We start from the raw sequence: 23,289 nt of genomic DNA, 5'->3' as shown, positions 1-23,289 counted from the left end.
GGGTGGGATGAGCAGATAATCTACTCATCCCACCCTTAACACTTATACGCAGTTCATACGGGTACCACCCGCCTCAATGAAAATTTTTCTAATTCCCTCTAAAGCAATGAACTGACGTAAAAAAGGCCAGCAATTGCCAGCCTTTAAACTTTATATACTCACCTGATTTTACCGACTGTCATCAAAATTTATCAATGATAGACTGTGACCGGCTCAGAAACTGGTGGCGGTGCAACCATCTGACCATTTGTGTTTTGATATTGCGTACGATTGGTACCACGCGGTACGCCAAACTGCGCCATCAATTCACCATAGGCAGCATCAGCAAGACTGCGCGAAGTTTCCTGAATGACCTTGCCACGATTAAATGCAACACGATCACCCGCACGGCTAATGATTTTCGTATCGACACCGGAGCCACTAGCGCTAAACGCCGCCTTCACTTCGTAAGTCTTGGTATTGATCAAATTAAAATCAGCAACCAGATCAAGTGACAGACTGGCCGTCATTGAATTGCCGTACTGCAGTTGATTACTTTCTTGACGGAATTGAATACTGCTTACCGTACCAAACAAAACATAATCAGCGCCCGGATACATCCCTTGCTTAATGCGGCTAATGATGTCGTAAATCTTTTCCATCGGTTTGCCAACATAAGGACGTGCTTCCATAATATGAACGCCACCACCTCTAATCATCGCACCTTTCAGATCAGCTGTATAATTTTTAAGTTCGCCTCGATCGATATACGTATAGGTGCCTTCGGCTTCATAATAATTACTCTCGCTTTTGGCATTTACGTTGCCGCGTTGAGAGTAGCTGTGATCCGTTTCACGTTCGCTATAGCTGCCTTTGACGCTACTTTTACTGCTGGCAGCAACCACGTGAAAATACTCGCTAACTTTTTCTTCATAGGTCAAATCAGTGACTGCAATTTTTGGCTCTGCCGCATATGCACTGAGTGCACTGAGTACGCTGACTGAGCAAAATGCTGTCGCAATTAAGGTTTTAACTTGGAACATCATGCTTCCTTTTTCGGGATACAAGCTAGTGGGCGTGTCAAAAGACTTCCCACCGGAATTATTTTTTAGACGTTTTACGAATTTCTTTTTCTTCTTCCCACTCAATCGAACCATCTTCAATGTCATACAATTTGAGTGTCATTTTATAAAACACGTCTTTAGTTGTCGCATTTTGTTTAACGATAGAAACGATTTCACCCTCAAGTGAATACTTGGCGGCAGCCATATTACCGATTTTTGCCTTACCTTGAGATTTGTACAGGCCACTTTGATTCTGACGCTGTAACTCATCAACACCTTGCTGCATTTCGTCAGCGCTACGTGTCATTTTGACTTTGCGGCTTTTTACCAACGCGGTTTGAATTGTATTCATAATCGATTTGGTATCGATGTATTCGCTGGTCTTGTTGCGCACGCCAGCCAATGTCAAAGTCGGGCGACCGCTAAGAACTGGATCTTCCAGGAGTGAACCCACCATCTTTTCTGCGATCATCTGCAAATCAGTAGAACCAAATTCATTAGTAACGGTTTCAACCGCTTTATTATCACCATAACTAACCTGACGAGCCAAGCTGACGGTTGGTTGAGAAACACGGGTCTGGCAAGCAGACAAGGCGCCAGCGATTAACGCCAACAAACACAGAGATTTTGAAATAGAAACAAAACGGGACATGGAAACTCCTTAGTTCTTTACTTTATTTGGAAGCGACAAAAATGATCAACAACAAGCTACTTAGCGTGGTTCTGCACTCATTTCAATTTTGAAATCAACTGCTTGCGGACCATAAGCTGTTCCCTTAATTAACTGACTTTGTTTGCCAAGTACGGTAAGAGGCTTCCAAACTTCACCATCACCAACCTGCATACCACCGGCATCAGTCCAGCGAAAGCGGTAGTAAACCCGCACGTCATTGACTGTGGTGTTATACATTTCTGCTTGCACCACCAACACATCATTGCGCTTTTGAGAACGCAAATCGGTCACCTGTACGCCCTCCAGCGGACCACGAACCATCAGTTTGGCGGCGATACCTGGTGAAATTGCAATGGGTAAATTTTCCGCCAGCACTGGCGCATTACTGCAGGCGAAGCTGAGAGCGACCGCCGCAGCGCATAATTTGAAATTCATTGGTATTCGTCCTTATCAATTAAATCATTTAAATTAATTCGTCGGACTGCGAACTGCTGTCGCAGCTGCAGCAGCCGTAGATTTATTACTTTTAGCCGCAGGTTTCTTCGATGCTGATTTAGATGCTGGCTCAGGCGCAACTTCCGCTACAGGCGTCACGGTACCAAATTTTGCCTGATCACCGACATAAGTTTGGTTAGGATACAGGCGCACAGGAACGACCATATAACGTCCATCAACAGTCACCTTGGTGGTATCTCCAGCACGGCCAGAAAAATTAACGTTATAGTCACCAGGCGGCAAAAATGCACGGGCAATGAACACCCGCTCCGGCAAACTTCTCCACATGCGGTCATCAGCTGGACTTTCAGTAGCAGCAACCGCAATATTGGCTGCCAAGCCAGCAAGTGCTCCAAAATGCTTATTTACCTGATCTTGGGCAACAGCTTTCGTCACTGCCCGGATAGCTGCACGTGTTTGAATACCTGGCAACTCATCTTTCAGTGCACGACGTGCCATCACATTAAAATCTGCGACCATTGCCGTTGGTAAAATCTGGTTGCCAACAGCAAAAGAATTAATTACCGGCGCGTCATTATCAGGATAAATAACTGGGAAAGCAAACGAGACCGTGATCAATCCATGGCCAGTAGGAACAGGAAACGCAATTTTTTTCGACTGACGTGCTGGAGAATTACCAGCTTCGATCACAAACAATACGTCCGTTACACCTTTTTTACGTCTAAAACTAGTGCGTTGATCAAGCCCCTTCAAACCATCTTCAAGGACTGGTAATTCCGGACGTAATTCGATAGCCTTGCGATAACCAGGCGCAGCCAAACCAGGCTCATTCAACGCCTCGTAGACAAAACCGGCCAGGTAATGACCCAATGCATTCTGGTAGCCATTTTTTAGCTGCAACACGGCTGGATCATTGAGCGTTTCTACAGGGTACCCATTCAACTCTTTGTTACCAGTAGTGACGCCTTTACTCTTTGCATCATTTTCCGCTTCCAACGTTTCTTTAGAACGGAACTCAGCAATAACTGCTTCGCGTTCGTGCGTGCGCTTGATATCGACACGGGCTGTATCGAGGTCGCCAAGATTGATGCGATCCATCGCCATTCTGATGGTCAACATGACTTTTTCGTAATCCTGGCCTTCATAATCACGACTTGCATCCCCCATAATCAAAGCACCGATCTGACCCATGAGTTTTTGAGGATTCGACTTTGCCGTTTCTTCCCAAGCCTTGACGCTGACGTCAGCAACACCAAAAGCATCAAGACTTTCTTGATAGCGTTTGCCGACACGCATGAGTTCGCCTTTTTCTAAATTCAGCAATAAGTCTTTCTCATTTTTCCCTTGAGTTTGTTGCTCGACTTGCTTAATAGCTTCATCAATATTGCCCGTTTTGACCACAGCGATTGTATTGCCGACTTGACTATCATGAGTGGGAGCGGTCGCACAACCGCTCAAAATCAGTGCAGCAAAGATTGGGGAAAATTTATTTGCAGAAAGGCGCATAGGGAGCGATCAGAAGAATATAGAAATGAGTGAGCAGGCGATTACCTGATTTGTTAATTATATGAAAACTATGTTTTCCTGTCATTTGATTTTTATCCAGCAAGGTGCATGAAACAACAAAATCAAGAAAAATATATTGTGGATTCAAGGGGTCAATGTTTTGCTTTCAGACAACCAAAGATCGAGTTGCCACATGAAGTCAGGTAAATAGTTATGAGTTGGCCCCATCAGACCGTGATCAGCAAGCGGATATTGGAGTATACGTAAATGATCATTTCCGGCCTCGATAAACTGATGCCGCAATTGATCCAAAGAATGTGCTGGAATCAACCGATCCGCCCCTCCTGCACCTAATAATATGGGCAATTTGCTTGCCAATAAACTCTCGGTCTCCGGTAAATCGAGGATTTCTTTCCAGTAGCGCCAACTACGACTATGAATAGATACGCCGTCGGGATCGGCCGGTCGAGACGCCAGTACCGTTTGCAATTCCTGCCAGCCGCGTGCCATATGCGGGTAATCCGCAGCTAATGCATGATAGACACGACCAGCATTCATCCCGCTGTGCGAAAGCAAGGCCATGTGCGTAACTTGTGGTAAATCGGCCGCTATTAAGGGTACTAGTTCGGCTCCCTCAGAAATGCCTAACAAGACCACCCTGCCAGTTGCCACATCTATTTCCGCCAGTCGCGCACGAATGAACTTCAATTGATCCACATGCCATTGCGAAATATGGTCGGCACGCACAAAATCGTCACTACATTTCTGACCATCTGCCATTTCAGCGATAAAACGCTTTTGCAATACAAAAATCCGGGTTCGCCCAGACTCCCCTTCTAATCCAGTAAAATATTCTGGCAAGAAGCGTCCCATGCTGCCACAACCGGAACCAGCAATAACAAAAATTAGGTTTTTAATCGGCCCGACGACGTCACCCGGACTGGTTATGCTTTTATCGAAAGAGTAATAAATCGCACTGCCCCCATCATCAAAGTTCATCGTCATTGGTGACAATCCACCAGCAACTCCTGGCATTGATACTAGCAAGAGCAATATCAAGCTCACGACCCGATACAGATACAGATACAGATACAAAACCTTATCCTTTTTCATCATCAACATTGACAGACTTGCACGTTTCTATCTTTTAACTCCAGTCTTTCACGCTGTCAAGACTGGCGCAATTGCACAAATTGCGTATCATCTGCGCCTTGATTGCTTTTTATTGTCTGGATTCTGGATTTATGCTGCCTTCGATTGAACAAAGACTCGCCTTAGAACTCGCTGCAAAGCCAGTTCAGGTTGCTGCTGCCGTTGCCTTGCTGGATGAAGGTGCTACCGTACCGTTTATTGCCCGCTACCGGAAAGAAGTTACCGGTGGACTGGATGATATCCAACTGCGCCTACTCGAAGAGCGTCTGCGATATTTACGTGAACTCGAAGACCGTCGCGCTGCGATTGTGGCGTCGATCGAAGAACAAGGCAAAATGACGCCAGTTCTGCTAGATGCGATTACCCACGCCGAAGACAAAACGCGTCTCGAAGATTTATACCTCCCGTACAAACCCAAGCGTCGCACTAAAGCGCAAATTGCTGTAGAGGCTGGTTTGTTGCCACTCGCCGATGCTTTGCTGGCAAACCCCCTGTTGAATCCGGAAACCGAAGCGGCAGTATATTTAAAACCTGCCTTCACGACGGATAACGGCGACAACCCTGGTGTACCAGATACCAAAACGGCACTCGATGGCGCGCGCCAGATTTTGATGGAACGCTTTGCAGAAGATGCGACACTACTGCAATCCCTGCGCGAATATCTGAACGATCACGGCGTCGTCGAATCCAAAGTGGTACCAGGCAAAGAAGAAGCTGGTGAAAAGTTTGCCGATTATTTTGACTACTCAGAAACCCTGGGCACGATCCCATCACACCGCGCGCTGGCCTTGTTCCGCGGCCGTCGCGAAGAGATGCTGACAGTTACGTTGCGTCTTGATAGCGAAGAAGAAAAACCAACCTGGGCTTCGCCATTAAATCCTTGCGAAGGCCGAATTGCAGCGCATTTTGGCATTAGTCAAAAAGATCGCCCGGCCGACAAATGGCTGGTCGATACCGTACGCTGGGCATGGCGTGTCAAGGTGTTTATGCATCTGGATACAGAATTGATGGGCAAATTGCGTGAACAATCCGAGATCGAAGCGATCAACGTGTTTGCACGTAACCTGAAAGACCTGCTGTTAGCAGCGCCTGCGGGTCCACGTGCGACCATGGGACTCGATCCTGGTCTACGTACTGGCGTCAAAGTCGCCATTGTCGATGCCACCGGTAAAGTCATGGAACACGCAACCATTTACCCGCATCAGCCACGCAATGACTGGGATGGTTCTTTGCATGTCTTGGCGCAGCTGGCCGCCAAACACAATGTGTCGTTGATTTCGATCGGCAACGGCACGGCATCACGCGAAACCGACAAACTGGCGCAAGACCTGATCAAACTCAAACCAGAGTTAAAACTAACTAAGATCGTCGTTTCTGAAGCAGGTGCGTCGGTTTATTCTGCTTCTGAATTTGCTTCTAAAGAATTACCTGACCTCGACGTCTCGATCCGCGGTGCAGTATCGATTGCACGTCGCTTGCAAGATCCGTTGGCAGAATTGGTCAAGATCGACCCCAAATCCATCGGTGTAGGTCAATATCAGCATGATGTGAGTCAAAGCCAGTTAGCCCGTTCTTTGGATGCTGTGGTTGAGGATTGCGTAAATGCAGTTGGTGTCGACGTCAATACCGCATCTGCTCCTTTATTGGCGCGGGTTTCCGGCTTGTCTGCTAGTGTTGCACAAAGCATTGTGAACTTCCGCGATGCTAAAGGGATGTTCAATTCACGTGCCGATTTGCGTTCTGTTCCACGCCTTGGTGACAAGACATTTGAACAAGCGGCGGGTTTCTTGCGCGTCATGAACGGCACGAATCCTCTCGACGCGTCTGCGGTGCATCCAGAATCGTATCCGTTGGTTGAAAAAATTCTGGCTGACATCAAGAAAGATGTCAAAGGCGTCATTGGTGACAGCGGCTTGTTAAAATCATTGAATCCAGCCAAATACGCTGATGAAAAATTCGGTGTACCAACGATTACTGACATCATCAAAGAATTGGAAAAACCAGGCCGCGATCCACGTCCTGAATTCACTACCGCCACCTTTAAAGAAGGCGTGGAAGAAATCAAAGATTTGCGTCCGGATATGATACTAGAAGGTGTTGTGACGAACGTGGCAGCCTTCGGCGCCTTTGTTGACATCGGGGTTCACCAAGACGGGCTGGTGCATATTTCTGCCCTGTCGAATACTTTCGTAAAAGACCCACACACCGTCGTCAAAGCAGGTCAGGTTGTGAAGGTGAAAGTGTTAGAAGTGGACGTCAAACGTCAGCGTATTGCCCTGACCATGCGTTTGACCGATGCTGCACCGCAAGCGGGCAGCAAGCCAGAACAACGTGGTGATCGTAACGATGCGAAACGTCTCAATCAACATCGTTCACAAGCGCCTGCGGCAGCTCCTGCAGGTAATGCAATGGCGGCTGCATTTGCAAAGCTGCGTGGCTAGATCCGCACTTACGTAAGAAAAAAACCGGAGCACAGTCTCCGGTTTTTTTCAACAATCAGCGCCAGAACAATACAAGCCAGCCACAATTAAAATCACTTCAAATCAACAAACATAGTCAAAATTTGACCTGCTGATAATGCAGTATGGCGTATTGCATCATTTGATTTGTCGTCGTCACATTAAGCTTTTTCTTCATATTTCTGCGATGAGCGTTGACCGTGGTCAAGGCAATATTCAGCTTATCGGCAATACTCTTTGAGGTTCCACCTTTAGCAATTAACATTAAGATTTCTAACTCTCTTGCTGACAAACTTTCCCCACTGCGTGCAGCTTTTTTACTACGAATAAATGGGTCTGCGTTCACGTCAATTGGTGATGGCGTATTTGAAATTGCAACGGACTTGTCATGACAAACGCCAGGTTGCACTTGATCCGATAAAAAACGACGTCGAAGATTATCGAGAAAATGAATTTCCCTGCCTATTTCGGTTTGCCGGATTTTAAGAGAGTCTTCAAATTTTTGAATAAATTCAATTACCTGGCTTTCATTTCCAATCAAATCTGTCACATCGGTCAATACACCTGACCAGAGACTACCGTCGATATTCGTTTCAGATAACGACGCCTGGGCAAATACCCATTTGAGGGTACCTGATGGGGTCCGTATGCGATGAAGGTGCGCCCAGTTTCTGCGTTGATTAACCGCGTCTTCAATCGACTTTCGGTGATCAGCTCTGTCATCGGGAATAATCTGATTGGTAATAACGAAATGATTTTCGTAGGCCTCTTCAGGTGATACCTCATACAGATCACGAATGTGATTACTGAGCAGAAGAAATTTCCAGTCACCATTCTTAAAGACAAAAAACTGATAGATCACGCCAGGAAGCTGATCGATAAACAATGATAAATCCTTGGTAATTTGACTTGGCATTTTCTTTATTTTTCTTCTGTAAGAATCTCTTGATGAATCAATGTTCAATGAATTAATCAAACGAAAACATGACCGCTATTTCTGAAATCTTATTGAAGCTAAGGCATTTCCGATTGATATTCGGCGGCGCTACTACACAATATTCCTAGAAAGCTAAGTTCAATTGATACACCTCAAACCGCCCTCTAGAAAGAATAAAGCTATTTTCGGTTTTATGAAAACTTATTGTTCTACCTCAAGAGCATTAGAAAATTAAATTAAATTTACACGCTAATACTAACTATTTTGATAGTCACTTATAACTATTTCACTTCCTGCAAACTGTCACAAAAACTGCCTAATTTAATTTCAATCACCTAAACGTTCGCTATGAAGAATGTCGTTTTCCTTAGCTTTTCAAGGCTACTCTTACGCTACATTCACACTATCAAAAAACATTAGAAGTTATGTTGGTATTGTTGCGAGTGAATCAAAATAGAAGGATACTTTGACAATATAGTAGTTTTATTTTTCCTTGGCACATAAGCGAATATTTTGAGGTTCGCTTTTTCGACAATGCTTTGGACTTTTGCACAAGCCGCCAAGTATGACTAGCACGATTCACTATTATCTTTTTTACGTTCCTCATTTCACTCTTTGTATTTACCAGCATGAATAATAATGAACAAGAATTGCAGTCTAATCTTAAGCGTTTTTCTGGGATTGTTGCCAGCGCCAAAGACGGCATTATTACCATCGATTCAGATCATAAGATCATTTATGTGAATGCGGCAGCTACCATGTTTTTTGGGTATGGGTCCGAAAGCACAGATGAAGCAATGTTAGGGATGAATTTAGATCAGATAATTCCTGGTCGGCATCGCGAAAATCATAATCAACACGTTAAAAATTTTGGGAAAACTGGCGTTTCCATTCGCGAGATGGGAGCTAATTTTGAAGATTTTTATGTTACTGGACTAAAAAAAAATGGCCAGGAATTTCCAATTGAGGCCAGTATTTCTAGTTTCACCGAAGGTGAGCAACGTTTTTACACGGTCATTTTTCGCGATATTACAGAACGCAAAATCGCCAAGCAAAAATTGGATCAGTACCATCAAGAGTTAAGCAATCTGACCAGATCAATACAGACTGCTCGCGAAGAAGAGAGAAAACATATTGCGCGTGAATTGCACGATAACCTTGGACAACTTCTGGCTGCGCTACGTATCGATTTGCACTTTTTACGAAATAAGCAGTCCGAAAACACAGACGCAGTGACACATATTGATGGCATGGATAAGTTAATCCTGAAATCCATTGCCAGCTTGAGGCAACTCGCCTCTGATTTGCGCCCAAACTCCTTAGATGAAGGTGGACTCTTTTTTTCTTTGCGCGCGCTCTCCAAAGAATTTACCCAGCGTCACTTGATCAACTGTCAGTTGATTGCAGTTGAAGATGATTTGAATTTTTGTGAAGAAACCTCAACGACGATATATCGGATTGTTCAGGAATCCTTATCAAATATTGCTCGCCATGCGTATGCAACGCATGTAGATATTGAACTCGTTAAAAATAGCGAGGGCTTATACTTCAAGATTGCTGATAACGGCATAGGAATTTCTCATTCTGACCTCAACAAAAAGCAATCTTTTGGTTTAATTGGAATGCGTGAACGTGTACATGCAGTGAAGGGCGAGCTAAAAATTCTAAACGGACAACCCGGCACCATTGTCGAAATACGAATGCCTGTATAGATAAATTCGATTTAACAAGGTAGGGTCGCAAGAATCTGAAATGAAAAAATAAAATTTAATGATTTCATGATTTCATGATTTCATGATTTATTGTTCGATACCCAATGAAATGATGCTCCAGACATACAACAGTAAGTTGTAGGCACCACGCCGACATGAACATTGGTTCTAAACTTGGAAAGACGGAAGATTAGAAAAAATCCAATAAATTCTCAAGTCTGCTATCGCTTTATGGTTATTTTTGAAAGTAATTTGCGAATAAGTCACTGATAAACAAGTTATAGATTCGATAGTAGATGCTAAGCACATCGTTTTTGGCTTTCCACTATAATGGTGGAATTCGTTTTATAAGGAAGATTGCCATGAGCGACGTTCAAAGCTGGATCAAAGAAACCGTAACCCAAAACCCTGTTGTACTGTTCATGAAGGGAACTGCGCAATTTCCACAATGCGGCTTTTCTGGTCGTGCGGTGCAATTGCTGAAAACCTGCGGTGTGCAAAATCTGGTCACTATCAACGTACTGGAAGACCCTGAAGTACGCCAAGGTATCAAAGACTTCTCTAACTGGCCAACTATTCCCCAGTTGTATGTTAAAGGGGAGTTCATCGGTGGTTCTGACATCATGAACGAAATGTACGAAAGTGGCGAATTACTGACTTTGCTCAAAGATTAATATCAATACCATGCAGCCGTCTACCACGCCAAAACGCCTGATCATCGCCATTACTGGCGCGACAGGCTCAGTTTATGGCGTGCGGCTGCTGGAAGTATTGCGAGATTTGCCTGAAGTAGAAACCCATCTGATGATTTCTGAGGCTGGTGTCCTCAATTTGCATCAGGAAATGGATTTCAAACGCAAAGACGTTGAAACCCTGGCAGATGTCGTGCATAACGTGCGGGATGTTGGTGCCAGCATTGCCAGCGGCTCGTTTTTGTCAGACGGAATGATCATTGCACCCTGCTCGATGAAAACCCTGGCTTCAGTGGCACATGGAATGTCAGACAATCTGATCACTCGTGCAGCTGATGTGGTGCTCAAAGAACGCCGCCGCCTTGTCTTAATGGTGCGCGAGACACCGCTCAATCTTGCACATTTACGCAATATGACCGCCGTCACAGAGATGGGCGGCATTATCTTCCCACCGCTTCCTGGTTTTTACCAACGCCCACAATCGATTGCCGAGATGGTCGATCACACCGTTGGTCGCGTTCTTGATATGTTCGCCGTTCCGCATCAACTCACGCCGCGCTGGCACGGGATGAAATAATTTCTGCAGGGTGGCGAATCTATTTTTTTGGCTGTTCCAGGCCACAACGCTAGCCATTAACGGTCCTCGCTCACCTAAAAAAAAAGTCTGCTGTTTGAATTCCAAAATTCTTATAGGCGAACACGTTACTTTGAGTTGGTACTATTCGCCTTCTACCAGCAAAAAAATTCTTCATACGAAACTGTACATGGTGGAATCAATTAAATGACTACCGACACTTCCCGCAACATCGCCTTTTTTAAAATATCCAGCAAATGATCCAGATCAACTGGCTTACTTAAAAAATGTTCAACGCCGGCAAAATTAATAGCCTCCCGCAACAGTTGTGTATTGGGTGTACCAGTAATAAGTATACGGAGAACAGCAGGTGAAATTTTTCGCGCCTGAGCAAGTAATTCTACGCCTGACTGACCTGGCAAATAATTGTCAGCAATGATTGCAAATAATTGATGTGACAGTATGATCGACATGGCTTCATTTGCATCTTCAGCACATAAAAACTCAACCGGTATTAAATCAGCCAAGCCTTCCACTAAGAATTCTCGCATTGTCGAGCTATCATCCACCACCAACACCTTGAGACGTTCGCTAGTAGGCATTAATAATTTTGGATCAAACATCCGTGCTTTTTGTAGCATGGGAATAACATCTTCCGGCGGTACTGGTCTTGCAATCCAATATCCTTGAACGCGATCCGCACCAAGTGCGCAAAGCTGCCTGGCCTCACTTTCTGTTTCCGCTCCTTCCGCTAAAGCGACCATTGACAAGCTATGGGCTAGCTGAATCACTGTATTAACAATTGCTCGATCTTCAGGGTTGTGGCATAAGCCCCTCGTAAATACCTGATCAATTTTTAAACAGTCAGCAGGAAATAATTTGAGATAGCCAAGATTGGAGTAACCCACACCAAAATCATCGATAGCTAAACGAACACCGAGCTTTTTTAGCTTATGCATAGTTTCTATGCTTGCTTCAGGATCGTTCAGCGACAAACTTTCTGTTAGCTCTACCTCCAGGCAAAACGCAGGAATATTATATTTTTTTATTGCATCTTCAATGTACACAACTGTTTCACCATTGCAGAATTCCGCTGCTGACATATTAATTGCGACTGATAGCCATTCATAACCGAGCTCATGCCAATCACGAATTTGTTTGCACGCGGTGTACAGCACCCAATATCCTATCGCTTTGATGATATCTGTTTCTTCTGCAATTGGGATAAAACGACCAGGAGGCAATAAGCCATATACCGGAGAGTTCCAACGTATCAACGCTTCGAAGCCCGTCAAGGTGCCACTACGCAGGTCTACCTGTGGTTGGTAATAGAGAACCAACTCGTTATTAGGAATTGCTTCACGTAAACGTTTTTCCAAAAGCATTCGATCCTCTGCCTCGGATTGCATTTCGCGCAAATAATAGTGAACTTTATTATTTTGCTCACTTTTTTTTGCGCAATGCATCGCCAACTCGGCACTTTTCAATAATATCTCTGCGTTGTCGCCGTCTTCCGGGTAAACAGAAATTCCAACGCTCCCCCCCAACACCTGCGTTGAGCCGCCCAACTGTAATGGTGTACGTAAACATTCAAGGACACGCTGGGCATTCAAATTGGAATTATCATTTTGCTTGATCTGACAAACTGCAAGAAACTCATCGCTTCCCAATCTACCGATAATATCGGGGTCTCGTATGATGTCGCTAAGACGTAATGCGATTTCGCGTAATACCTGATCGCCATATTCACGGCCTAAGCTGTCATTAATGGTTTTAAATTTATCTAAATTAATGAAAAATACCGCCACCTTAAATTTATCTTGATACGCGAGCTGAATGACACTGTTTATGCGATCAAGCAACAATAAGCGATTTGGCAGTTTAGTCAGTGGGTCATGCATTGCCTGATACTGCAAGTCGTTCTGATATTTTTCTTGCTCGCTTATTTTTTTACGGTGAGAGCGATAGTGCGAGAAGAATATAAAAGAGATTAATGCTGCCAGTAATAAATCGATGAAAAAAATAAAAATTACTTCCTTCCACCACGGAGAAAATACATCTTCAGCATTCAACCCAACGACAACATAAAAGGGAAGCTTAGGAATTTGGTTAAAATAAGTAAAGCGCTTATTTTGATCAAAAACGGTGTATGTAATTTTCACATTCGGGCTTGAAGTTAGGTTCTTCGAACCCACAAAATCATCGAAAGCCATCTTCTTACCGATAATTTCCCTTGATTCACGGCCATTGAAGAAAGCACCTAGCGTTGCAAATTCCGAATTGAGAATCAGCAAAATATCACGACTACTTATCTGCAACATGCTTCCGAATAATTGAGAAATTATTCGATCGGTTTTTAACGTTGCAAACACCACGCCACCAAATTTCCCATCTGGAAGGACGTAACGCCTGGCGCAAACCAAGAACCATTCGTTTGTATCCGGATCGCGAAGAGGACCGCTAATTGCCATATTAAAATTAGCGCCCGACTGCAGTCCTTTGAAATATTCCGTGTTGGCGACATTCATTGAAATATTTCCTCCCGATAGAACATTTCCACTTGCATCCGCATATTTGAGCAAATTCAGTCCTGGTACCCTTCTTTCTAACGTGTAGAGCTGCCTATCCAAAAATAAATTATCTAGCTTCTCCTTTCCGATATTTAATTGAATTTGATCGACTGCTGCGAGTAAGGTGACATCAATAGGACGGAAGTAAGCTCTCGTCTCCTCCGCCATCATGATGCCCATATTTTGGGCGTTCAGGATCGCACGCTCTTCGTACTTGCCATGACTATCGCGCAAGTGCCCGAATGAAATACCAAAAACTAAAAAGATCAGTATGAGCGGAACTATGATTGAATAATATCGGACCATGAAACCTTCTCCCACCAAAAAACGTATGCAGTTGTATGCGCTTGTTCGTTAGAAATGAGCGTTGCAGATCAGCGATTAAAAATCATCGCATTTGAATCGATTTACAATAAAATTCATTTCGATGCTACTAAACTATGGCGTTTTATTTTTCTCATCAAAATATATTCGTAGAGCAGAAATAATTTGCATCAGTTGTAATTCCACATTGGAAATTTGTGATTCCAATAATTCTGGCGATTCAATATCGTTGAACTGTTGCTCTAAGCGTTCAGCACTTTGTTGAAGTTCAATAGCCCCAAAATTGGCTGCATTACTTTTTAGCGAGTGTGCCAACCGTTGCGCAGTTTTAAAATCTCCCTTAGCGTAGGCGTCCCGCATAAACGCAAATTCGTCTTCTTGCGATTCCAGAAATTTTTTCAAGACTTTATCAAGCAGAGTGGTTTTACCCATCATATGCTTAAGTGCAATGTTTAAATCCAAGCCGGCTATTTCTGTTCGAGCTACCACAGGTAACACATGTGATTGATCTTCATCATCGTCACGATTTGTGGTTGCCTGCGGTTGAATTACACCTAGCCCTGGTCGTGGTTTTATCCACGTTAGCAAAGTTCTCCAAAGTTCATCCTGATCTATAGGCTTAGTAACAAACGCATTCATACCTGCATCCATACAGCGGTCACGATCAACTTTCATCGCATTAGCAGTCATCGCAACAATCGGTAAATCGGCCGACGTATGCGATTGGCGAATATGTCGTGTTGCAACGACACCATCCATCACTGGCATTTGCATATCCATTAAAACGATGTCGTAGGGCTGCCCCTCAAAAAACCTCGCCTGAACCAGATCAATGCTTATTTTTCCATCTTCTGCGACATCAACCTCAATACTGGCGGAATGCAATAATTCGCATGCAATTTCCTGATTGATGACGTTATCTTCGACAAGTAATACACGAGCACCTTTAATCAAATCAAGGTTGAGTGTTGGCGTCGATGGCTTCATATAAGTTTGCTTGGCCCCATGTTGCGGATAGTTATATCTCAACATTTGAGTCATGGTGTCAACCAATTCCGATGCACTTACGGGTTTACGTAGTACATGCTCAATGCCAAGACCTTCCGCGTCGCTCACGAGCTCCTGACATCTGTGAGCTGTTGCCATTAAAATAAACGGGGAACTTTTCAAATGCATTTTCTGAATGGTTTCTATGGTTTGCAAACCATCCATGTCGGGCATCCGCCAATCCATCATGACAAATTCAAATGATTTTTCACTGTTTTTTGTCTGTTGTAAGAGGTCGATACATTCCTTACCGGAATGGACGTATTCTGCATTGAAGCCCATACCAGATAACATTGAGCAAAGACCCAATGCTGCGGCTTCATTATCGTCAACCACTAAAACACGCTTACCGCGCAATTCCTCTTTGGACGTAGTAAAGAAAGTTTCATTTGAACCTATGCCAAGGCGCGCAGTAAACCAAAAATTTGCTCCTTTTCCCTCTGTACTTTGAACACCTACCGTTCCCCTCATACTTTCGGCTAATTTTTTGCTAATAGCCAAACCTAAACCAGTTCCACCATATCGACGTGTTGTGCTGGAATCCGCTTGCTCAAAGCTATTGAATAAGCGTCCTATTTGCTCTTGGGTCAGACCAATACCTGTATCCATCACTTGAAATTTCAATAAGGCGTCAGCATCACTTTTTTCTTCAACGGAAATATCAATACACACTTCGCCCGCCTCAGTGAACTTAATGGCGTTACTTACATAGTTGATGAGTATTTGTCCAATGCGCAAAGGATCTCCCAGTAACACCGCAGGCAGGCGTGGATCCAATTTCAGCAGTAACTCCAATCCTTTGTCTTCCGCTTTTGAAGAGAGTAAATTGAGTAAGTTGTCGGTTACTTGATGTATGCCAAACGGGACTGTTTCTATATCGAGCTTCCCTGCTTCAATCTTAGAAAAATCTAGTATGTCGTTAATAATTCCCAATAAGTGCTCACCGCTTTGCTTTATCTTTTGCAAATAATCGGCGATACGCGTTGGCATATCGTTTCTCAAAGCCAGACCTGATAAACCAATAATGGCGTTCATTGGTGTTCGAATTTCATGGCTCATGTTGGCCAAAAAACCACTCTTTGCCTGACTAGCAGACTCAGCGAGCTCTTTAGCATGCAGCATTTCACGTGCAGCCTGGCGCTGCAGTGTAATGTCCTCCACGAGCCACATAGCACCTTTGGAATAGTCGTTGATATCGACCGCCAATGCTGTATGCGCCACCTCAACAACCGTACCATCTTTACACTTCAGAAGTCCTTCCGCTCTAAAGGTGTTACCGGTAGCAATGACTTGCTGTGCTTCTCTTAATTTTTGATGTTCCGTATCATTGACGTGTATTAAGCGTGTATTTTGACCTTCAAGCTGCCCGGGTGCGTAACCAAGCATTCTTTCGAATGCAACATTCGGTCGCCGGATATACCTGTCATCTTTATCGCCGTCAATATTACAAATACCAATCGAAGCATTATTGAGAACCAAATCTATCTCACTTAAGCTGGTATTCAAATTCGCCCGTTCAGCTTCTAATTCTAAAGTGCGTTCTTTGACAAGGTGTTCCAGATTTTGCTGTGTTTGCAGTAATTCTTTTTCTGCTAATTGTCGCGTATTTACTTCATTTTTCAATTCTTCGATGGCAAGGCGTAAACGCAAAAAAACGTCATCCAGAACATGATCAACGAGGTCTATTTCATCCCCCTCAATGCGATAGAGATGGGGTGCAGAATCTAATTTTTCTGATGATTCTGTCTGGGTCAAAAAATTCAAACCATGTACTTTTTCTGCCAGAAGTTGCACCCGCCGGGTAACCAATCGGCGCATAACATACATCATGAACAAAGCGACCAAAAAAGTCTTTACAGCATTACTCACCAATATTGAGATAGCTTTTTCCGCGATACGCTGGTATATCAAATCAATACTTGCGGTAACGTACAAATTGGCAATCGTCTCTTTTTCGCCACCTTCGCTTTCATGCTGCAGAGCAAACGTACGTTCAACAACATGTGAAGATACGCGCTCACCGTGCTCCCAGCTCTTACCATTCGTCGTCACTATTCGGGCGAGCTCGATACCAGGCAGTTGATCCATCGCCTGCAGACCTAATTCGATTTGCTTCTTATCGTAATGCCACACACTGTCAGTAGCGCTGGGTACATATGCAGCGACCTCCTCAAGCGTCTGATATAAGTCTGAACGTTGCTGTCGATAGTCCATACTTAACTGAATTACCGTTATCACCAACGTTAGCATTGAGCTAAACAGAATGATCTGCACAATCAGACGTTTACTCAACCGATCTTTATCGATAAGCGCAGACATATTAATGAAAGAATATTTAATTTTTTGAGATATTTTCTACATTTTTGGCATCTTAAATTGCGGCAAAGTTTGCAATTCTTTAAGTGTTTTCTCAATTTGCTCTACCATCTTCTGGCCTTCGGCATTTTTTGGCGCTCCAAGAACAACGAAATCCAATTTATAAACCGTTTCAGCACGAATATTCGGATTGTTGAGTTGACTAAGTGCACCAGCAACGGGACCAGCATAGTCCATGAAATAGTCAGCGCGCCCGTTCAACATCATCTCAAGACCTGCCTCGCGAGTGGATGCTTCTTCTACTGTGGTTTTTGTCTCTTTATTTGAAAGAAAATCTAATACACCACCATAGCCATAGCCAGCCATTCGAATGATACGTTTGCCAGCCAAATCTTGTACGTTCTTAATGTTTGGGACACTACTCAAGTGTATAGCGCGCAATTCATCGACAAAAATTGGTAACTTCCCCACCGCACAAAATGCCTCACGCTTTGGACTGTTACCTAATATCGTGAAATTCACAGATCCATCTTTCAGGGATTCTTCAATGCGCGTGGTTGGTAAAATTCGTAGGCGCGGTTGGTAACCTAGCTTCTTAATTGCAGCCTCTGCTAGTCTAAACAAATAGCCATCTGGATTACCTTGGGCGTTTGTAATCCCAACAGGAGGATATTCCGCGAATCCAAATACCATTTCGCTTCCCCGTGAAGGCACGCTGGATTCTGATAGAGCTATTGTCGGAAGCGCTAATGCAAAAATCGTCACGACAACTTTGATTGGAGTTTTTAAAACAAGGTGATAAACAAATGAAAAACATTTACGTATCAAAGATAAATCGCACATAAAACTCTCCCGAGAAAAATGTCTGAATCGCGAAATCTAGTTGCTTACGCTCGAATTAACTTCAGCGGAAATGATCCGATACGCATTAACAATGCGTAATCTTGATTGAATTTACAAAATATATAATAGGCATGTTTAGCGAAAGATGCCCAATTTAAAGTGGGAATACTCTTTTTTTAACAATTTGTAAAACTTACATGCAAACTGTCGCAAAACAAGGCAATTGCTTCCGGGAATTTTTTATATTGTTGTAAGTCTTGCATAAAATCAAGACGAACCTCTATGTCAAAAAACGAATATCGTGAGTTCAAAATGATGTAGGTGGGATAAAGCCAGAAGCATTGTGCAATCAAGCACATCGATAATTTAGACACTGATTCTGAACCTGAGAGAAGTCTTCGCCAGGTAATTGTAATGTTTTTATTTGCTCCATAAAACCAGGGAACCTTTATTCGCCCCCATTTTTTTAAAGATTATTCTTCAAAAATTCCCATTTATTTTTTTGTAATGACCAGATCATCCAATCTCCGCGTGGTCCGTGAGCCTGGCCTGGGTACAATTGCAGGCTGTAGTCTTTACCATTTTTAATCAATTCATTGATCAGCATAATGGTATTTTGTGGATGTACATTATCGTCCATCGTGCCATGCATCAACAAAATTTTTCCATGTAGATTTTTAGCGGCTTTTTGTACGCTGCTATTGTCGTAGCCTTCTGGATTGTCCTGCGGCAAGCCCATGTAGCGTTCGGTATAGACGCTATCATATAAACGCCAATCGGTCACGGGGGCACCGACGAAACCGACTTTCCAGGCATCGCTATGCGTCAACGCATATGACGTAAAATAACCGCCATAGCTCCAGCCATCGAGCGAGATTCTGTCCATATCGGCCCAGCCCTGCTGACGTAGCCATGCCAGGCCATCAAGTTGATCTTGCAATTCCAATTGACCTAACTTTTTATGGATAGGCCAAGCGCTTGCCATCCCTTTATTACTGGCACTACGGTTATCGAGTATCCACACAACATAACCTTGTTGCGCTAAAAAGTGGAAGTACAAGTCATTACTCCAGCGATCCACTACTGTCGGCGCCATAGGCCCTGCATATAAATGCTGATAGACCGGATATTTTTTCTTTGCATCAAAATCTGGCGGCAAATACAGCAGGCTTTCCAGAGGAAAACCATCACGCGACATGATCTGCTGTTGCTTGACCGTCGCTAAATGCAAGGCCTTCATCGTTGCTGGCATACCGACATCATCAACCAGCTTCAATTGCGTTCCTGCATCATCGAACAAAGCTTGCTTTGGCGTTTGCTTGATGCTGCTCCAGCTATCTAAGAATTGGGTGAAATTCTTATTCCAACGCACTGCGTGTGTACCGGATTCGGTAGTCAGACGACGTAAATCGCTGCCGTCTAAATTGACTGAATAGACGTCATTGCCTATGGGATTGCGTTCATCGGCGGAGAACAAAATTCTGCCATGCTGTTCATCGATACCATAAGCTGTGCGCACCTCCCAATTGCCTTTAGTGATCACTCCCTGCAATTGATAATCTTTGTCATAGCGATAAAAGTGGCGGTGTCCAGTGCGGTCTGATTCCCAGACAAAACCACCATCTTTCAAAAATACCGGGAACGGCAATCGCTCAGTCCATGCGGGGCTGCTCTCATGCACGATGACTTTACTTTGCTGCATAGATTGGTCATACAAACGTAAATCTAACCAAGTCTGCACCCTATCCTGCCACGCAGAAAGCAGACGACCATCTGGTGTCCAACCCACTTGTACGATCAGCGTTTCTTTACCTTGATAAGGGTTCTCTGACCATGTCAGCTTGCCATTCAAGTCAACCACACCCAGCTTAACTATCGGGTTTGGATCACCTGCTTTTGGGTAATGTGTGCGGGTTGTTTGTGCTGGTTGCAAGTGGTCGCCACTGAGCGTATAGACCGGAACTCTACTCTCGTCAAAATTGAGTAAAGCCAATTTGCTCGAATCTGGTGACCACCAGAACGCCCGCAAGACGCCACGACCATAAATTTCTTCCATGTACACCCAGTCTAGCCGTCCATTCAAATTGGTATCGCTACCTCCTGTGGTCAGACGCTTTTCTGTTGCACTGGCAATGTCGGTGATATAGAGATCATTTCCCTTCAGATACGCGACCGATTTAGCATCGGGTGAAAGAATTGCCTCATCTTTGCTCACTTCAGGAGAATGGGTCAACTCACGCGCTTTGGTGTTTCTTAAATCGAGCAACCATAAATCATTTTTGTAGGTAAACAGGTAGGAGGTGACTTCCGGTTTTATTTGCGGTCCCAATTGTTCTGCCAGAGTGAGCGCCTCTTTGTCAGTAATTCCCGCTTTTTTCAAAACACTCATCACTTGGGTGTCGGCTTTTAATTCTTGCTTCCCCCAAGTCTTAGGATCAACTACAAATAGCTTCACATTTCCTTCTTGGATTTGCGTCTCAATCAAGCGATTTTGCACGTCCCAGGATAAACGCGTGAGTGGTGCTGTTGTGAACTTCTCTTTTTTTAGCGGATGGTATAGCGTCTCTAAACTCAATTGCCCATCACTCGCCATAACTTGACCTACGCTAAAAAACAGCATCGGTAAAACGCACCAACCCCATCGCTTATCCATTCATCCCCCTGAAATTTTATTTTGAATTAGAAATGCCACGCTAAACAGCTCTTAGCCAGCATTATGACCAAAGAAGAGCGAAGGAGTTCGCAATTTTGTCGTTTAAGAGTGCAATTTCTTTCAGACATAAATCAAACAAAAATCTGCGAGAAGCAGAGGGTAAGGAGCGCCCAGAAGCGAGCAAAACAAGCTTTAATGCGTATTGAATTTCACGCATTTTTCTTACATCACATAATTCAATATTAAATGTCATTATGTAACAAAATATACATATTAATATTTCAATAAAATTAAAATAAAAGCTTACCCAACTAATATGTTCTCAAATCATTCATTACATTATCTTTTGTGAAATTTACCTCTACTATCGATGTGAATGAAAACAACACATTAATAAAGTTGCCTCACTTTGTAACAATTCATTTCAAAATCACTGAATTCAATTTAAAAAATGATTTCCACTAGGAATTTATTAGGAATTTTTGTTTACATAAAATGAAACAATGTTTTCAATTTCATGAAATACCACATATCTATACTGATGTATTAATTTAAAAAAATAGTTCGATTTATCAATAATATTGAGCACCAAATAAAAAACATTTGTCGCAAATCAATTAATACCACTTAGTTTTACTACATCAAAAAAATAAACTAACTATTTGAAGAGAAATTGATAATTTCTGCGTATGTAAATCCGCAGTAATTTCGTAAATTTTTCTGCAAAAACGGATGACGCTATTAATTGAAGAAAAAAGTAAAAACAAATTTTCAAAAAATACGCTCAGATTTTTTTCTATAGAAAAAAGATTCATTTCGGATCACATCAACAAGTCCAATCTGTAAATTACATTTGCTTACATTAAAGTGTTCCCAGAAACTTATCGATCAGTAGAATTTATCGAGTCATTTTATTAACAAGCAACACTGCCAACAATAATTGCAATATTGAGCTGGTCATGGACCAATCAAAAAAGAAAAGCAGACTCATTCGAAATAGCAAACGTTTGCGGCTAAACAAAAAATATAGCAAGTCGCTGCGTTGATGAGTTCACGAATGGAGACAAACATATGAATTTGAAGGCATTTCTGTTCTTAAAAAACTTTTTGCTGTGCCTTCTTAAAAATGAAAAGGCACTAGCCATATGCGCAGCATCCATCGCAATTTGGTCACTGGATTCGGTGTATTCACGGACCAACAGCGAACGTTTGATTGAAATAGCCACACAAATGCAACATAGTCGGGATGGGGAAACCTATACTCAGGGCAATTATCAATGTCGATCACAGATACAGGATAACGCCCTTAATTTCAGAGATTCTACAGAGCTGGCCTGCACAACTCGTCCAAATGCGATCAAAAGCAAAGGTCACACAGATAAAAATTTTATCGTCTTGGGTTTCTTATTCCTGCCATTTCTCCTCCATGTTCCTGACCTTGTTACTTAGCAAGGAATTGCATCGCTGTTTCATTTCTGCGGTTCAAATATAGCGTAAGCAAGTTCACACAAGAAGGCCTAGGCCTTCGTTGCAGTGCAACGAATTTTAATAATAAAACAGCTTTTTTTTGCTAAAGCGACTAGTGGCTTTTCCATGTCGGACATGCAGCCAGAGGACATCGTGACTTTTAATTCATCTAATAAGAAAAGAGACGTTATTGCAACTACGGAGATAGAGATATATCCATGCAAGACGGAACACCTGCGTTCACCATTAACAACAAAAACCTGGCAACAATCAACTGAAAATAGCTCTACGCTAAAAGTAATTTTTGACAACCTGGTGATGCGCGATACACCAGATCATCACGGATATGCATTACTGGAACTTCCTTACAACACAGTCGTAAAAGAAGGGGCAGAGGAACCACAATTCACAGACAACATCTCGTGGACGAATGTCGTTTCAGATAGCATCAAAGGCTGGGTATTAGCTGAGGGTGTCGTCACCTATACGCCACAGACACGATTCAACACAATCGCAGCCTTTAAAACAAACGAAAAAGCCGACGAAGCCAAACAAAAATTCAAACCGCCTGAAAAACCACTTAACACACTAAAAAAAAGTAGAAGTATTTCTTCGCAAGCGACAACTGAAGCAGCTGACGCAATGTCAAGTTGCTCACTATATCGTGTAATGTTGAACGACCTCGCGATGCGTTCAGCACCAGAAATCAACGCCCAACTTCTAAAAAAATTACAATTAGGCCAGCTCGTGGCTGGACTACCTCAAACAGTACGCGGTAGCTGGATAGCGGTACATGTCGACGGGCACATGGGTTGGGTCAATCATCAATGGATACAGGCAATTTCTATCAATTAGGACTTATCTT

The 23,289-nt window shown here is 43.2% G+C and carries 16 protein-coding genes; 6 read left to right on the top strand and 10 right to left on the bottom strand.

Translation table 11 applies throughout. The annotated features are described in order from the left end of the window. Positions 1-191: 191 nt before the first annotated feature. The 5 genes from H8K32_RS13555 to H8K32_RS13535 all read right to left on the bottom strand — a co-directional run bounded on the left by H8K32_RS13555 (position 192) and on the right by H8K32_RS13535 (position 4,800). Positions 192-1,025: a hypothetical protein gene (locus H8K32_RS13555; RefSeq protein ID WP_222613109.1), complete on the bottom strand. Its 834-nt coding sequence runs from the start codon at positions 1,023-1,025 to the stop codon at positions 192-194. Between the two features lie 55 nt (positions 1,026-1,080). After that, positions 1,081-1,695 (bottom strand): penicillin-binding protein activator LpoB, encoded by a 615-nt coding sequence (gene lpoB, locus H8K32_RS13550; RefSeq protein ID WP_186913073.1) that lies wholly within the window; start codon positions 1,693-1,695, stop codon positions 1,081-1,083. A 60-nt stretch (positions 1,696-1,755) separates the two neighbouring features. After that, a complete protein-coding gene (locus H8K32_RS13545; RefSeq protein ID WP_186913072.1) occupies positions 1,756-2,151 on the bottom strand; it encodes a YcfL family putative periplasmic lipoprotein in 396 nt (131 codons plus the stop codon). Between the two features lie 33 nt (positions 2,152-2,184). Continuing rightward, on the bottom strand, positions 2,185-3,678 hold the full coding sequence (locus H8K32_RS13540) for a COG3014 family protein (RefSeq protein ID WP_186913071.1): 1,494 nt from the start codon (positions 3,676-3,678) through the stop codon (positions 2,185-2,187). A gap of 144 nt (positions 3,679-3,822) precedes the next feature. Continuing rightward, entirely contained in the window at positions 3,823-4,800 is a 978-nt protein-coding gene (locus H8K32_RS13535) for an acyl-CoA thioester hydrolase/BAAT C-terminal domain-containing protein (protein ID WP_186913070.1), read from the bottom strand. A 122-nt stretch (positions 4,801-4,922) separates the two neighbouring features. On the opposite strand from H8K32_RS13535, the gene H8K32_RS13530 reads away from it, so the two are divergent. Further along, a complete protein-coding gene (locus tag H8K32_RS13530; protein ID WP_186913069.1) occupies positions 4,923-7,271 on the top strand; it encodes a Tex family protein in 2,349 nt (782 codons plus the stop codon). A 115-nt stretch (positions 7,272-7,386) separates the two neighbouring features. On the opposite strand, the gene H8K32_RS13525 is transcribed toward H8K32_RS13530, so the two are convergent. Further along, positions 7,387-8,253: a LuxR C-terminal-related transcriptional regulator gene (locus H8K32_RS13525; RefSeq protein ID WP_186913068.1), complete on the bottom strand. Its 867-nt coding sequence runs from the start codon at positions 8,251-8,253 to the stop codon at positions 7,387-7,389. Positions 8,254-8,855: 602 nt separating this feature from the next. Between H8K32_RS13525 and H8K32_RS13520 the strand changes: the two genes are divergently transcribed. From H8K32_RS13520 to H8K32_RS13510, 3 genes are all read left to right on the top strand, one after another. Continuing rightward, the gene (locus tag H8K32_RS13520; RefSeq protein WP_186913067.1) at positions 8,856-9,938 is read left to right on the top strand and encodes a PAS domain-containing sensor histidine kinase; all 1,083 of its coding nucleotides are present in this window, start codon (positions 8,856-8,858) and stop codon (positions 9,936-9,938) included. 362 nt (positions 9,939-10,300) lie between these two features. Beyond that, positions 10,301-10,612, top strand: a complete 312-nt coding sequence (gene grxD, locus H8K32_RS13515) for a Grx4 family monothiol glutaredoxin (RefSeq protein WP_186913066.1) — start codon at positions 10,301-10,303, stop codon at positions 10,610-10,612. A 10-nt stretch (positions 10,613-10,622) separates the two neighbouring features. Continuing rightward, a complete protein-coding gene (locus tag H8K32_RS13510) occupies positions 10,623-11,207 on the top strand; it encodes a UbiX family flavin prenyltransferase (protein WP_186913065.1) in 585 nt (194 codons plus the stop codon). Between the two features lie 200 nt (positions 11,208-11,407). Here the strand turns inward: H8K32_RS13510 and H8K32_RS13505 are convergent, their stop codons facing one another. The 4 genes from H8K32_RS13505 to H8K32_RS13490 form a co-directional block, all read right to left on the bottom strand. Continuing rightward, the gene (locus H8K32_RS13505) at positions 11,408-14,080 is read right to left on the bottom strand and encodes an EAL domain-containing protein (protein WP_186913064.1); all 2,673 of its coding nucleotides are present in this window, start codon (positions 14,078-14,080) and stop codon (positions 11,408-11,410) included. A gap of 132 nt (positions 14,081-14,212) precedes the next feature. Beyond that, positions 14,213-17,359: a response regulator gene (locus H8K32_RS13500; RefSeq protein ID WP_222613108.1), complete on the bottom strand. Its 3,147-nt coding sequence runs from the start codon at positions 17,357-17,359 to the stop codon at positions 14,213-14,215. 141 nt (positions 17,360-17,500) lie between these two features. Next, on the bottom strand, positions 17,501-18,304 hold the full coding sequence (locus H8K32_RS13495; RefSeq protein ID WP_186913062.1) for a substrate-binding periplasmic protein: 804 nt from the start codon (positions 18,302-18,304) through the stop codon (positions 17,501-17,503). Between the two features lie 466 nt (positions 18,305-18,770). After that, positions 18,771-20,957: a S9 family peptidase gene (locus H8K32_RS13490; RefSeq protein ID WP_186913061.1), complete on the bottom strand. Its 2,187-nt coding sequence runs from the start codon at positions 20,955-20,957 to the stop codon at positions 18,771-18,773. 1,071 nt (positions 20,958-22,028) lie between these two features. Between H8K32_RS13490 and H8K32_RS13485 the strand changes: the two genes are divergently transcribed. Together H8K32_RS13485 and H8K32_RS13480 are read left to right on the top strand one after the other, a co-directional pair. Beyond that, positions 22,029-22,406: a hypothetical protein gene (locus H8K32_RS13485; protein WP_186913060.1), complete on the top strand. Its 378-nt coding sequence runs from the start codon at positions 22,029-22,031 to the stop codon at positions 22,404-22,406. An 84-nt stretch (positions 22,407-22,490) separates the two neighbouring features. Further along, positions 22,491-23,279, top strand: a complete 789-nt coding sequence (locus H8K32_RS13480; protein ID WP_186913059.1) for a hypothetical protein — start codon at positions 22,491-22,493, stop codon at positions 23,277-23,279. Positions 23,280-23,289: the final 10 nt, after the last annotated feature.

Source organism: Cognatundibacterium jejuense (assembly GCF_014284255.1).
Taxonomy (GTDB): Bacteria; Pseudomonadota; Gammaproteobacteria; order Burkholderiales; family Burkholderiaceae_D; genus Undibacterium; species Undibacterium jejuense.
The sequence above is the reverse complement of the archived record's forward strand: the minus strand, read 5'-3'. Positions and strand labels throughout refer to the sequence as shown.